Below are 14,263 nucleotides of genomic sequence, written 5' to 3' on the forward strand. Positions count from 1 at the left end.
CCGAGCCTATTTCTTTTTTGTTGGAGCGGCTTCTTTTCCTGTGAGATCCGCACCGGTTCGGTAAAGTTTTCTAAACTCGGTTGGAGAGCACTTGTTTATGTCTTTGAACACTCGGTTGAATGTTGAAAGGCTAAAGAAGCCGGACTGGAGCGCGATATCCATGATAGACATGTTTGTATCGCCGAGAAGCTCCTGAGCCATGAGGATTCTGCGTTTAGTGATGTACTGATAGCAGGAAATACCCATATAGTTTTTGAAAAGCCTTTCAAAATGGAATTTGGAAAAGCCTGCAAGTTCAGCGAGCTGCTCAACCGTGAGGTCGTCAGATCTGTGCGAGTCGATATAGTTTGTAACAGAAACAATCTTGTCGATATTTTTGCGCTGAGGATCTGCGGAATCGGGCACCTGCTTTTTTTCGTTGGGGTGCATGCTTCCAATCTGCGCTAAGATAAGTGTGACAAGAGAGTATACGGATATTTTCAGGAATTCATCGCTTTCACCGTAGAGCCTGTCAATTTCCCAGAAATAGTTCTGAAGCTTGGCGGTCTCGATGGGATGTTCCGTCTGCTTTATGTGAACATAAGGCGGAAGCGTTTTTAGAAGCGGTACGAGCGCGGAAATCTGAGAGTAACCACCGATATCGAAGAGAAGGATAAGTTTTTCTCCTCCGTTAGATTCGGAAATATATTCATGAAGCGTTCCGGGTGCGATCATTATAAGGTCGCCGGGCGCACAGTTAACAATAGTGGATTTGTCATTATGGAACTTTATCCTAAGTGTTCCTGATAAGAGCAAAATAATCTCCACGTCGTTGTGCCAGTGTATAGGATATTTGGCAAGGGTATTGTGATACAGAAGGACGCCTTTAAGGGTGTCGTAGATGATATCTTCTCTCGCCTTTTCATTTATGTCTTGTATCATATGGATAACTCCTAAAAACGGTTTAACAGATACTACGAGATTAATTTTAGCATTTTACTATAAAAAATAGAAGAAAGATTTTTAAAAGGAAAGGTAACATTTTTTATGAAAACACAGAACTGGTCACATATGTGGCTTGGATATCACCCAATATCCAAAGACAACAAGAATTGGAAGGTCATTTGCGACGATTTTTCCAAGGAAGATCGCGTTGTTAAGAGCGCGATAGGTGAATTTGCAACAGGGATCAAAGGATATTTTGATGCGGACATAACAGAGAATGACGGTGATGTCTACGTTCTTGAGATTGCAAAAGATGCAAATATAGCAGAGGAAGGCTATTTTGTAAAAGGTGAAAAGAGTGGAATCACACTTAAGGCATCTGATGAGAATGGTGTTATCTATGGCGTTTTCGCAATCCTCAGAAAGCTCGGTGCAAGAGTGGCTGTTGAAGATATTTGCGAAGAAGCAGCTCCTTCCAATCCTCTCAGAATGATGAACCACTGGGACAACATGGATGGAAGCATTGAAAGAGGATATTCGGGAGAATCATTCTTTTTTGAGAATGACGAAATGTATATAAATGAGAGAACCGTTGACTATGCACGCTTTATGGCAAGTGTCGGAATAAACGGAATTGTCATCAACAACGTTAACGTTAAAGGGGCGGCTACTTACCTTATTACAGACAGATTTTTTGATAAGGTAAAAGAGCTCGGGGATGTATTTGCAGACTACGGAATAAAGCTTTACCTCTCGATCAATTTCGCGGCTCCTATAGAGCTCGGCGGACTTGAAGTATGCGATCCCCTTGATGAAGATGTTATCGCATGGTGGCAGGCTAAGTCAAAAGAAGTATTTGAAAAGCTTCCCAGATTTGGCGGATATCTCGTAAAGGCAGATTCAGAGGGAAGACCCGGTCCGTTCACATACGGAAGAACACAGGCGGACGGAGCAAACATGCTTGCTGATGCTGTTGCACCTTACGGCGGAATAATTATCTGGAGATGCTTTGTTTACAACTGCACTCAGGACTGGAGAGATTACAAGACTGACAGAGCAAGAGCAGGATATGACTACTTCAAGGACTTTGACGGCGAGTACCACGATAATGTAATCCTTCAGATTAAGAACGGTCCTATGGATTTCCAGATAAGAGAGCCTATTTCTCCTCTTCTTGGCGGACTTACCAAAACAAATCAGCTTCTTGAAGTTCAGATCGCACAGGAGTATACGGGACATCAGATAGATCTTTGCTATCTCATGCCTATGTTCAAGGAAGTTCTTGACTTCCGCACATATTGCAGTGAGAAGAACGATACGGTTGCCGATATCGTAAGCGGAAGAACAATGGGCAATAAGCTTGCCGGAATGGCAGCGGTAATAAATACAGGAAATGATTTCAACTGGACGGGAAACGATCTTGCTGCGGCAAATCTCTACGGTTTCGGAAGACTTGCATATAACACTGAGCTAAGTTCGGAAGAAATCGCAAGAGAGTGGGTTGCGCTTACGTTTGATATGGATAAGGCATCAGAGGATAGGCTTGTTGATATGCTCATGAGATCAAGGGATATCTATGAGAAATACACATCACCTCTTGGAATCGGCTGGATGGTAACTCCTCACGAGCACTACGGCCCAAGTGTTGACGGATATGAGTATTCAAGATGGGGGACATATCACAGAGCCGACCACAAGGGAATCGGTGTTGACAGATCCGATAAGGGAACGGGATATGCGCAGCAGTATTATGAGCCAAACGCATCAGCATATAACGATCCCGAGAAATGTCCCGAAGAGTTGCTTCTTTTCTTCCATCATATTCCGTATACATGGAAGCTTAAGAGCGGAAAGACTCTTATCCAGTACATCTATGATTCTCACTTCGAAGGAGAAGAGGGGGCTGAAAAGCTCGCCGAGGACTGGAATTCACTCAAGGATGTTGTAGATCCCGATGTATTCGCAAGGGTTGCCGAGAGATTTGAGCTTCAGGTTGCCAATGCAAAAGAGTGGAGAGACCAGGTTAACTCTTACTTCTATAGAAAGAGTGATATCGCCGATGAACAGGGCAGAAAAATTTATTGAGTAATAAAATTGCGAAAAAGTTGATGAATACGGAGCTTTTCTGAAATAAAATTTTGAGATGCGTAGCACGATTTCTTTAAATATGCAAAATGGAGTCGTGCTATGCATTTTTTGTGCATAAATATTCGCACACGATATAACAAATATAGCAAGTTTTGCAATAAAAACAACAAGTATGTCAATTGTAAATAACGCTAGAAAAATAGCGGGATGCGGCTGCTTTTTTGTCGCAAATATCGAGATGAAAAAAGCATTATTTGATAGGATTTAGCACAAAATGATAAGTAGAATTATTATACAAGTTGTGCAATTTTTTTATTATTTAGGGAGAGTTTTATGAACAAAATTAAAAGTGACGCGCCGGAGAGTCGTAATCCGGTCAGTATCTATTTTAAGCGTTATTGGCAGTTGTATCTGTTATTGGCGCTTCCTATGCTGTACTTGCTTATTTTTAAGTATATTCCTATGGTTTATATCCAGATTGCTTTTAAGAAGTACAGTATTGTTGAGAGCATTTGGAAACAGAAGATTGCTGCGAATCATGGATTCCAGTATTTCATTCAGGCATTTTCCGACAGTGATTTCCGAAGGGCACTCAGAAATACTTTGGTATTGAATCTTCTCGATCTTGCAATCGGATTCCCGATTCCGATCATCTTTGCACTTCTTCTTAATGAATTGTGCTTTAAGAGATTCAAGAAAGTAGTTCAGACTATTGCGTATATGCCTCACTTTCTTTCATGGGTTATTATCTATGGATTGGCGCTTCAGTTGTTCACGCCTTCAACAGGTCTTGTAAATATGGTCATCAATAATCTCGGAGGAGAGTCGGTTCCTTTCCTTAATGATCCGGGACATTGGATCTGGACATATATATTCCTGGGCGCATGGCAGAGCTTTGGTTGGAATTCAATCGTTTATCTCGCAGCCATTGCAGGTATCAACAACGAGCTTTACGAGGCTGCATCTGTAGACGGTGCCGGCAGGCTCAGCAAGATCTGGCATATTACTTTGCCCGGAATCAGATCAACTATCGTTTTGCTTCTTATCATGCAGATCGGTAACATTCTTGGCGGAACATTTGACAGACCTTTCGCACTTAGAAATAACCTTGTTATCTCATGGGCAGAGGTTCTTCCTACATATATTTATTCACATGGTATTAAGGGATTGCAGTTCTCTCTTACCACTGCAGTTGGATTCTTCCAGTCTGTTGTGGGAGTAATTTTCCTGCTTCTGGCTAATACAATTTCCAGAAAGCTTGGAGAACGTGGTATTTGGTAAAAGAGAGGAGAACGTAAATGCATAAGCCTAAGCATTATATAAGCGATTATGTCATCGCTGCAATTTGTGTAGTAATAAGTTTGATATGTATCATACCGATGATCAATCTTCTTGCAAGGTCACTGAGTTCAACAGATGCTCTTATCAAGCATGAAGTATATCTTTTCCCTGTTGATATCAATGTCGGTGCATATCAGATGGTCCTTACAGATCCAAAGTATATTAAAGCATTCGTTTGGACTGTAATTCTTACAATTATTTGTACCGTAGTTTCACTGGTTATGACAGCGGCATGCGCATATCCTTTGATCTACTCCGAGCTTAAGGGACGTAACGTGATCAATATCTTTATCACGATCACAATGTTCTTTAACGCAGGAACTATCCCGAACTACCTCCTTATGCAGAGTTTGGGACTTTTGAACAAACCCCTGGTACTTATTCTTCCGGGATGTTTGTCAGTTTACAATATGATCATTATGAGAAGTTTCTTCTATGGAATACCTGAAAGCTTACGTGAGTCTGCACAGATTGACGGTGCATCATTCTTCAAGATACTTTCAAGTATTTATATTCCGCTTTCAAAGCCCGTTATAGCAACACTTGCTCTTTTCTATGCGGTAGGTCGTTGGAACGGATATTCGGATGCTCTTATGTATTTGAGTGGCCCCGGCGGAAGCAAATGGTATCCTTTGCAGCTTCTTTTGTACAACATTCTTAATAATGTAAACAGCGTTGAAGTTGCTACTCAGGAAGGATTCTCTTCACCCGGTCTTTCAGAAGCTCTGAAAGCGGCTATTGTTATGTTCTCAACGGTTCCAATACTGTGCGTATACCCTAGACTTCAGAAGTACTTTATGTCCGGAGTCATGGTCGGCGCAGTAAAAGAATAAACTCATACACAATATAAGGAGGGTTAGTATGAAAAAGAGAGTGGTATCACTTATGCTTGCTGCTATGATGATGGTAGTGGCAGTAGGCTGCGGCAAGGGCGATAAAGCCGGCAGCGCAGCAAACGGAGGCGGTGCAGCTGCAGACGCTTCAGCGCTTGGCGCAGATGGTAAGTTCGCAGAAACTCACCACATTACAGTTGAGGTTTATGACCGTGGAAATGACGGCGGATCCGATCCTGTAAATAACAAGTACACAGATTATATCAAGAAAGGAATGCTCGACAAATACAACGTAGAAGTTGAGTTCGTAGCAGTTCCCCGTTGGACAGAGGTTGAGCAGATCAGTAACCTTCTTGCTGCTAATAATGCACCTGATGTATGTGTTACATATGATATTGCAACAATCGAGACATACGGAAACATGGGTGGTATCGTTGACATGAAGGATGCACTTGAGTCTAACAAGGAAATCCTTCCTAACCTTTGGAAGCATCTTGGTGAAACAAATATTTACTGGGATCAGCATCCTGATACAAAGACAATCTGGGATATTGAGGCTGTAAGAGAGAACCAGAACGATGTTAATACATTCATCAGAGAAGACTGGCTCAAAAAACTTGGCCTTGAAGTTCCTACAACAAAAGAGGAATTTTACAATGTTCTCTGCGCATTCAGAGATAATGCCGACAAGCTCCTCGGAGCAGACGCTTCTAAGTTGATTCCTTACTCAATCAGTTTTGACGCAGGTTACAGAGCAAAGACTCTTAACTATTCATTTGCAGATCCTAACATGACAGATAAGGATTTCTACATTAACAGCTTTGATGACAGAGGATTTACAATTCCCGGAATCAAAGAAGGTGTTAAGCTTCTTAATAAGTGGTACAACGAAGGCCTTATCTGGAAGGATTTCGCTCTTTACGGAGCAGGAGACAAGACAGAGGATGACCTTATCAAAGCAGGTTATGTAGGAGCATTCACACATAACTGGGATTATCCTTTCAGAGACGGTGAGAACTCTATCGATGCAAACATCAAGAAGTTTGGCGGCGAAGATGCTAAGTTCATAGCTATCGATCCTTTCGAGGATAAGAACGGAACACATACAAAGTGGATCTCAGGTCCGGTTGACCGTAAGATTTTCTTCCCTTCAACAAACGATGATATCCTTGCATCACTTCTTTACCTTGATTGGATCAGCACACCTGAGAATATCGAGTATCTCCAGATCGGTGATGAAGGTGTTACACATGAAGTTGGAGAAGGCGGCGAGATTTCAATCATTGCAGCTACAGGAAATGACATTCAGAATTCAGGAATGAACATTGACTACACAATTACAACAAACGGACTTAAGCTTGTAGATCCTGCACTTACAGAGAAGTCACTTGCATACAGCTATGCAGGAATCGATCCTCAGCTTGTAGGAGATGCTGATAAGATCGCAAAGACAGACAACCGTGCAGCAAAGTCATATCACATCGGTGCCATCGATGCAGAGACAGGAATGGGCGATCCTCTTAACCAGAAGAGAGACCAGATCCTCGATCAGGCAATCGTTGCTCCCGTAGCAGAATTTGACAAGATCTTCGATCAGGGTATGCAGGAATATCTTGCAGCTGGCGGACAGGCTATCATTGATGAAAGAAAAGCTAAATGGGAGTCAATCCACGGCGATAAAGAAAATCTTGACTGATAATCAAACATTTTTAAATAGCAATAACTAATGAAACAGAGACAGGATGCGTGTTACTGCGCAGCCCCGTCTCTGTTTTGTTTTGTAAGAATTGTTATAAGCAAATTTCAAGATAAAAAAAGCACTATATGATAGGAATAGTGTATGGAAGAAAAGTACAATGTTTATACATATTATCGGAAAAATATAAATGTGACTAATAATATATGAGGTGAGTGAATGGATAGAACAGAAGCAAGAAAAAGAGCCAAAGAACTCGTAGCGAAAATGACCGTTGAAGAGAAGGCCGGCCAGCTTCGTTATGATGCCCCCGCAATCGAAAGACTTGGAGTTCCTGCTTATAACTGGTGGAATGAGGCGCTTCACGGCGTTGCACGTGCAGGCACTGCAACAATGTTCCCGCAGGCAATCGGACTTGCGGCAGCATTTGATGAAGAGCTTATGGGCTGCATCGGCGAGATAATCGCCATTGAAGGTCGTGCTAAGTACAATGAACAGTCTAAGCGCGGTGACAGAGATATTTATAAGGGACTTACATTTTGGGCTCCCAACGTAAATATCTTCAGAGATCCCAGATGGGGACGCGGACATGAGACATACGGTGAGGATCCTTTCCTTACAAGTACTCTTGCAGTTCCTTTTATCAAGGGAATGCAGGGTGACGGTGAGTATATGAAGGCTGCTGCATGTGCAAAGCACTTTGCGGTTCACTCAGGTCCCGAGGCAGAGAGACACTATTTCAATGCAAAAGCTTCCGCAAAAGATCTCGAAGAGACATATCTTCCCGCATTTGAAGCTTGCGTAAAAGAAGCAGATGTAGAAGCTGTAATGGGCGCATACAACAGAACAAACGATGAGCCTTGCTGTGCAAATAAACCTCTTATGGTTGATATCTTAAGAGATAAATGGGGATTTCAAGGACATTTCGTTTCTGATTGCTGGGCAGTCAGAGACTTCCATGAGAATCACAAGGTTACGGGAACACCCGAAGAGTCGGTTAAACTTGCTCTTGATCTTGGATGTGACCTTAACTGCGGATGTACATATCAGAAACTTATGAACGCATACAGAGCCGGACTTATTGATGAGGAGACTATCACAACATCTTGTGAGAGACTGTTCACAACAAGATTCCTTCTCGGAATGTTTGATAAGACTGAATATGATGAGATTCCTTACACTGTTGTTGAGTGCAAAGAACATCTTGAAGCAGCACACAAGGCAGCAAAGGAGAGTATTGTACTTCTTAAGAACGATGGTATTCTTCCTCTTGATAAGAGCAAGATCAAGACTATCGGTGTAGTTGGACCGAATGCTGATTCAAGATCTTCACTTATCGGTAACTACCACGGTGTATCATCAAGATACATCACTGTTCTTGAAGGAATTCAGGATAAAGTCGGCGATGATGTGAGAGTTCTTTACTCAGAGGGAAGCCATTTGTGGCAGGCAAATGCCAGCGCACTTTCAGATCCAAACGGTTCGGACAGAATTGCTGAGGCTCAGGCAGTTGCTGATTATTCAGATGTAGTAGTTGTTGTAGTAGGTCTTGATGAGACACTTGAGGGCGAAGAGGGTGATACAGGTAACCAGTTCGCTTCGGGAGATAAGCTCAATCTTAATCTTCCTATGCCTCAGAGACAGCTTATCAGCTCAGTACTTGAGTGTGGCAAGCCTACAATCGTAATAAATATGTCAGGTAGTGCAATTAACCTTAAGAGAGCGGAAGATGATGCCAGCGCAGTTATTCAGGCATGGTATCCCGGAGCACTCGGAGGAAAAGATGTTGCCGATATTCTCTTCGGTGATGTTTCTCCTTCAGGAAAACTTCCTGTTACATTCTATTATTCTTCAGAAGAGCTTCCTGATTTCAGGGATTACTCGATGAAGAACAGAACATACAGATACTTTGAGGGAACACCTCTTTATCCTTTCGGATACGGCCTTACATACGGCGACTGCGTTGTTACAGATATGAACGTTGAGCTTAAGAAGGCATCAAACGGAGAGCTTGAAGGCGCTGAAGTTACAGTTACCGTTTCTAACAACGGCAAAATGGCAACAGACGATGTTGTACAGCTCTACATCAAGGATAAGGAATTCGAGCTTGCAATTCCCAATGCTTGTCTCTGCGGATTCAAGAGAGTACATGTTGAAGCAGGCAGCGAGCAGAAAGTTACAATAGCTGTTGACGCAAAGGCATTCACATCCGTTGATAACGACGGAAACAGAAAGATCTTCTCAAAGAAGTTCGATATCTTTGCAGGAACAATGCAGCCTGACAGCCGTTCAGAAGAGCTTACGGGACACAAGTGCGTTTCTAAAGAAGTAACGATTTAATAAATGATTTATTATACTAAACGTTTGTAAAAGTGTATAATAAAAGGGCAGTTCTTTATGGGGACCGACTCGATAATAAAAAACCGGCAATTTTTTATGAGCGGTTCACCTTTTAAATAAAGAAAAATGAAGGTATCGCGCGAAAGCGCAAAGAAAGGGGATTTCTATGATTAATATACCAGAGGTAAAAATCGGACTGGTTGCAGTTAGCCGTGACTGCTTCCCTGCATCACTTGCAGTAAACAGAAGAAAAGCCGTAATGGAGGCTTACAAAAAGAATTTCAACGATAAGGACGTTTATGAGTGTCCTATCTGTATCATCGAGAGCGAGATTGACATGGTAAATGCTCTTGAGGATATCAAGAAGGCAGGATGTAACGCACTTTGCGTATATCTTGGAAACTTCGGACCTGAAATTTCAGAGACACTTCTTGCTAAGCACTTTGATGGACCTATCATGTTCTGTGCAGCAGCAGAGGAATCACAGAATGATCTTATCGATGGAAGAGGAGATGCTTACTGCGGAATGCTTAACGCAAGCTACAACCTCCACCTTCGTAATGTAAAGGCATATATTCCTGAGTATCCTGTTGGAACAGCAGAAGGATGCGCTAAGATGATCAACGAGTTCGTACCTATCGCAAGAGCAATCGCAGGACTTCGTGATCTCAAGATCATCAGCTTTGGTCCCAGACCTATGAACTTCCTTGCTTGTAACGCACCTATTCAGCAGATCTACAACCTTGGTGCCGAGATTGAAGAGAACTCAGAGCTTGACCTCTTCGAGAGCTTCAACAAGCACGCAGGCGACAAGAGAATTCCTGATGTTGTTAAGGACATGGAGAAAGATCTTGGCGCAGGCAACAAGAAGCCTGAGATCCTTGAGAAGCTTGCTCAGTATGAGCTTACACTTCTTGACTGGGTTGAGGAGCACAGAGGCTACAAGAAGTATGTAGCTATCGCAGGAAAATGCTGGCCTGCATTCCAGACACAGTTTGGTTTCGTTCCTTGCTATGTAAACTCAAGACTTACAGGACGCGGAATTCCTGTATCATGTGAGGTAGATATCTACGGAGCAATCAGTGAGTTCATCGGAACTTGCGTAAGTAACGATTCAGTTACTCTTCTTGATATCAACAACTCAGTTCCTGAGGATATGTACAACGATAGCATCAAGGGTAAGTTCGATTACAAGCACACAGATACATTCATGGGCTTCCACTGCGGAAATACATGCACAAGCAAGCTTTCAAGCTGCGAGATGAAGTTCCAGAGAATTATGGCTAGAAACCTTCCTGAAGAAGTTACACAGGGAACTCTTGAGGGAGATATCGCACCCGGAAATATCACATTCTTCAGACTTCAGAGCACATCAGACAACCACCTTCGCACATATGTTGCAGAGGGAGAGGTTCTTCCTGTTGCTACTAAGTCATTTGGTGGTATCGGTGTATTCGCTATTCCTGAGATGGGCAGATTCTACAGACACGTACTTATCGAGGGTAACTTCCCTCACCACGGCGCTGTAGCATTCGGTCACTTCGGAAAGGCTCTCTATGAGGTATTTAAGTACATCGGAGCAGAGACAATCGGCTACAACCAGCCTGCATCTCTTCCTTACCCTACAGAGAATCCTTTCGCTTAATCTATAGAGATTGAATAAGAATCGCGTGTAAGCGTGTGTAAATATGAAGCCTTAGCTCTTTTACAGGAGCTAAGGCTTCTTGTTTTTTGATCATTTGTTATTTGGGAATTTTTTTACAATATTATCCTTTGAAGAGAACGTTGTTTACAACACTCTCAAGATATTCCTGTCTTCCGGAAATAGGAAGCTTAGGAGCTTTCATGTTAAGAGCATAGTCTGAGAGTTCCTTAAGATTTACGCTGTTATCACGGATCTTTTTACCGATTCCGGATTCAAAGCTCTGATAACGCTCCTTGATAAAGTCGTCAATACGTCCGTCTTCAATAAGCTCTGCAGCCTTGATAAGTCCAAGTGCAAATGTATCCATTCCAAGGATGAATGCATAGAACATGTCTTCAAATGTATAGCTGGGACGTCTGTTCTTTGAGTCAAAGTTAAATCCGCCTGTAAGACCGCCGGCTTTGAGCACTTCGTACATAGCCATTGTTGTGTCATATACATTGCAAGGGAATTCGTCTGTATCCCATCCAAGGAGCGGATCGCCCTGGTTGGCATCAACTGAACCAAGCATACCGTTTATTGCACTGATTCTGAGCTCGTGCTGGAATGTGTGCTGAGCAAGTGTTGCATGGTTTGCCTCGATATTCATCTTGAAGTCTTTATCAAGGCCGTACTGACGAAGGAATCCGATTGCTGTTGCAGCGTCGAAATCATACTGATGCTTCATGGGCTCCTTCGGCTTGGGCTCGATATAGAAATCACCCTTAAATCCGATGCTTCTGCCGTAATCAACAGCCATATGCATGAGTTTTGCAATGTTTTCCTGCTCGAATTTAACGTCTGTATTAAGAAGTGTTTCGTAACCTTCACGACCACCCCAGAATACATAGCCTCTTCCACCGAGTTTTACTGTGATGTCGAGAGCTTTTTTAACCTGAGCTGCAGCAAAGCAGAATACGTCGGATGAGTTAGTGCTTCCTGCGCCGCACATGAAACGGGGATTACTGAACATGTTGGCTGTTCCCCACAAGCACTTGATGTCTGTGCCTTTCATTTTTTCAAGTATATAATCTGAGATCTCATCAAGACGTCTGTTTGTCTCATTGATGTCATCTGCCTCGGGAACAAGGTCAACATCATGGAAGCAGAAATACTTGATACCAAGCTTTTTCATGAATTCAAAACCTGCATCAACCTTGGCTTTTGCATGTTCCATTGTTCCTTCTTCAGAAGCGCCGAAGGATTTATCGGCAGTTCCCCTTCCGAACATATCAACGCCGTTAGCACCGAGGTTGTGCCACCATGCCATTGCAAAAGGAAGGTGTTCCTCCATTGTCTTGCCCATAATTACTCTTTTGGGATCGTAGTATTTAAATGCAAATTTGTTTTTGCTGTCTTTTCCCTCGAATTTGATTTCGGGAATGTCCTTAAATATTTCGCTCATTTTGTAACCTCCTATAAAAAACATTTTTATACTGTTAGCATACACTAACTAAATAGAATGGTCTAGTTCAGTTAATGCTATTTTATTATCAAAAAATGTTAGATATAGGTAACGGATTTACAATAGCTTCACCAATTCGCAATTTCCCATGAGATTGTCCCAGAAGTCAGAAACGGGAGTATTTTTGATATGTGAGATGATACTGCATCCCAGCGCACCATGGCAGACTATGAGTACGGACTTGCCTTCTTTATGCAGCGGATAGGCAATCTCGTTTAGAAAAGAGAGTGTTCTCTCAGCAAGGTGATCAAGGCTTTCCGATCCTCCGACTGAAGTATAACTTTCGGGATCTGTAAATAGTTTACTTATGGGATTTTCCGGATTGTTAAAGTAACCTACAGATCCTTCAAATTCTCCAAAAGACATCTCTTTTAGCCTATCGTCTATCACGATCGGAGTGTCTTTTCCTTCCAAAAATATCTCTGCTGTCTTTTTGGCTCTGATAAGTGGGGAACAATAACAGATGTCAAACTTTATTTCCTTGTATTTATCATGTGCTTTTTGAGCAACTAGGATTCCCTCATCGTTAAGTGGGATATTTACACTTCCTTGTAATTTTTCGATTTTGTTCCATTCTGTCTTGCCGTGCCGCATTATGTAAAGCATTTTTCTTACCTCGTGTAATAATTGGTAAAACATATTATAGCATAATAAAAGACAATAAAAAGTTAACATTCAAAATTTGACATTTCAGCGTATTTCGGTATAATTCAATTATGATGTAACACAAAAGTTAACAGTTATATATGAAAGCATATAGGAAAGGATGTTAGTATGAAAAAGAGAATGGTAAGTTTTATTGGGGTTATGACAGCAGTTGTGCTTGCTACAGGATGTGGCGGAGCTACAGGCGGAGATTTCGAAGCAGATGAGGCTGTAGAGGAAGAGGTTAGCATGGAGCAGGGCGGCCTTACAGAAGACAACAGCATTGTAGACACTGATGTTTCAGCTGATGCAGAAGCTGAAGAACCCGCAGCAGAGTAATATAAAATGATAAATGCATAATATGTATACAATATAGAAAAGGCTGTAGCACAAGTAAGTGTTACAGCCTTTAATAATGGTACGCCAGCCCCCCAAAGCCATCCGCTTGGAGGTGGTTGCTTTTCACCGTGAGGCAATAAGGCGGATTTTCTTGTTGCTGCGTATGTTGATATTCAAGGCATAAAAAGACTTAAGCTTTCATTCTTCGCTCCAAAACTCGCCCATAAATGGGCTCAAACAGTTGGAGCGAGAACAGAATGAAAGCTTAAGTCTTTTTATCGCTCTTGAATATGGCAACATACTTAAATACTGCGAAAACCCGCCTTATTGCCTCACGGTGAAGTTTCTACATTTCTAAACGGATGGCTTTGGGGCAGGGACTATCTACAGAAAGATAAACATTGTGCTACAATATGACAGTGAGTTTGATTTTGAAAGCGTTTCTAATATAAGTGTTATTTTTAGACAAGAATCCTGCGGATCAGGTCAGTTATTTTGAAAAAACGATGTAATTGAGGGTTTTACCATTTTTGATTTACAACATGTTTGGATTGTGTGATAATACTTTTGTAAATATTTGTGAATAATTAAAAATAAATATTCACAAAAGTGATAGATGTGCCCGTGTTTGGTGCATTTGCTATGTAAAAAATATGTTACAACAACGTATTGGAGGTTATAGTGAGTAGAATCGGGGATTGCAGAAGAAAGATTGCAGAAATCAGAGAAGACATCAGAGCAATGAGGGAGAAACAGACAGTTATCGACGGCTATATCAGACAGATTGAGAGCCAGAAAGATACACTTGATGGGATAGATCTAAGCAGAGCAGGCGAGTGGATTGGCGTTAACGAGCAGAACGCAGTTAAGGCTAAGAACGTCTGCGTTTTTAGAATGGACGGAGCAAA

The 14,263-nt window shown here is 42.0% G+C and carries 11 protein-coding genes; 8 read left to right on the plus strand and 3 right to left on the minus strand.

Translation table 11 applies throughout. The features are described from left to right. Positions 1-6 precede the first annotated feature (6 nt). Positions 7-921 carry an AraC family transcriptional regulator gene (locus DL92_RS0117355; protein ID WP_026668429.1) on the minus strand — a complete coding sequence of 305 codons (915 nt, stop codon included), beginning with the start codon at positions 919-921 and terminating at the stop codon, positions 7-9. Positions 922-1,026: 105 nt separating this feature from the next. On the opposite strand from DL92_RS0117355, the gene DL92_RS0117360 reads away from it, so the two are divergent. The 6 genes from DL92_RS0117360 to DL92_RS0117385 all read left to right on the plus strand — a co-directional run bounded on the left by DL92_RS0117360 (position 1,027) and on the right by DL92_RS0117385 (position 10,867). After that, entirely contained in the window at positions 1,027-3,009 is a 1,983-nt protein-coding gene (locus DL92_RS0117360) for an alpha-glucuronidase (protein WP_026668430.1), read from the plus strand. A 336-nt stretch (positions 3,010-3,345) separates the two neighbouring features. Beyond that, a complete protein-coding gene (locus DL92_RS0117365) occupies positions 3,346-4,293 on the plus strand; it encodes an ABC transporter permease (protein WP_026656154.1) in 948 nt (315 codons plus the stop codon). Between the two features lie 17 nt (positions 4,294-4,310). After that, positions 4,311-5,186 (plus strand): carbohydrate ABC transporter permease, encoded by an 876-nt coding sequence (locus DL92_RS0117370; RefSeq protein WP_034462098.1) that lies wholly within the window; start codon positions 4,311-4,313, stop codon positions 5,184-5,186. Between the two features lie 28 nt (positions 5,187-5,214). After that, positions 5,215-6,882, plus strand: coding sequence for a type 2 periplasmic-binding domain-containing protein (locus DL92_RS0117375; RefSeq protein WP_026668431.1), 1,668 nt, complete (start codon positions 5,215-5,217; stop codon positions 6,880-6,882). Between the two features lie 219 nt (positions 6,883-7,101). Continuing rightward, entirely contained in the window at positions 7,102-9,222 is a 2,121-nt protein-coding gene (locus DL92_RS0117380; protein WP_026668432.1) for a glycoside hydrolase family 3 C-terminal domain-containing protein, read from the plus strand. A 166-nt stretch (positions 9,223-9,388) separates the two neighbouring features. Beyond that, a complete protein-coding gene (locus tag DL92_RS0117385) occupies positions 9,389-10,867 on the plus strand; it encodes an L-fucose/L-arabinose isomerase family protein (protein ID WP_026668433.1) in 1,479 nt (492 codons plus the stop codon). A gap of 121 nt (positions 10,868-10,988) precedes the next feature. Here DL92_RS0117385 and xylA read toward each other — a convergent pair whose 3' ends face one another. Both xylA and DL92_RS0117395 read right to left on the minus strand, forming a co-directional pair. After that, a complete protein-coding gene (gene xylA, locus DL92_RS0117390; protein WP_026668434.1) occupies positions 10,989-12,311 on the minus strand; it encodes a xylose isomerase in 1,323 nt (440 codons plus the stop codon). 117 nt (positions 12,312-12,428) lie between these two features. After that, complete coding sequence (locus DL92_RS0117395; RefSeq protein WP_026668435.1) at positions 12,429-12,977, minus strand: histidine phosphatase family protein; 549 nt, start codon at positions 12,975-12,977, stop codon at positions 12,429-12,431. Positions 12,978-13,145: 168 nt separating this feature from the next. On the opposite strand from DL92_RS0117395, the gene DL92_RS0117400 reads away from it, so the two are divergent. Then, positions 13,146-13,355, plus strand: coding sequence for a hypothetical protein (locus DL92_RS0117400; protein WP_026656145.1), 210 nt, complete (start codon positions 13,146-13,148; stop codon positions 13,353-13,355). A 681-nt stretch (positions 13,356-14,036) separates the two neighbouring features. After that, positions 14,037-14,263: hypothetical protein (locus DL92_RS21350; protein WP_034469666.1), on the plus strand; the 227-nt coding region annotated here is incomplete at its 3' end.

It is taken from the genome of Butyrivibrio sp. AE2005, assembly GCF_000686965.1.
Lineage (GTDB): Bacteria > Bacillota > Clostridia > Lachnospirales > Lachnospiraceae > Butyrivibrio > Butyrivibrio hungatei_A.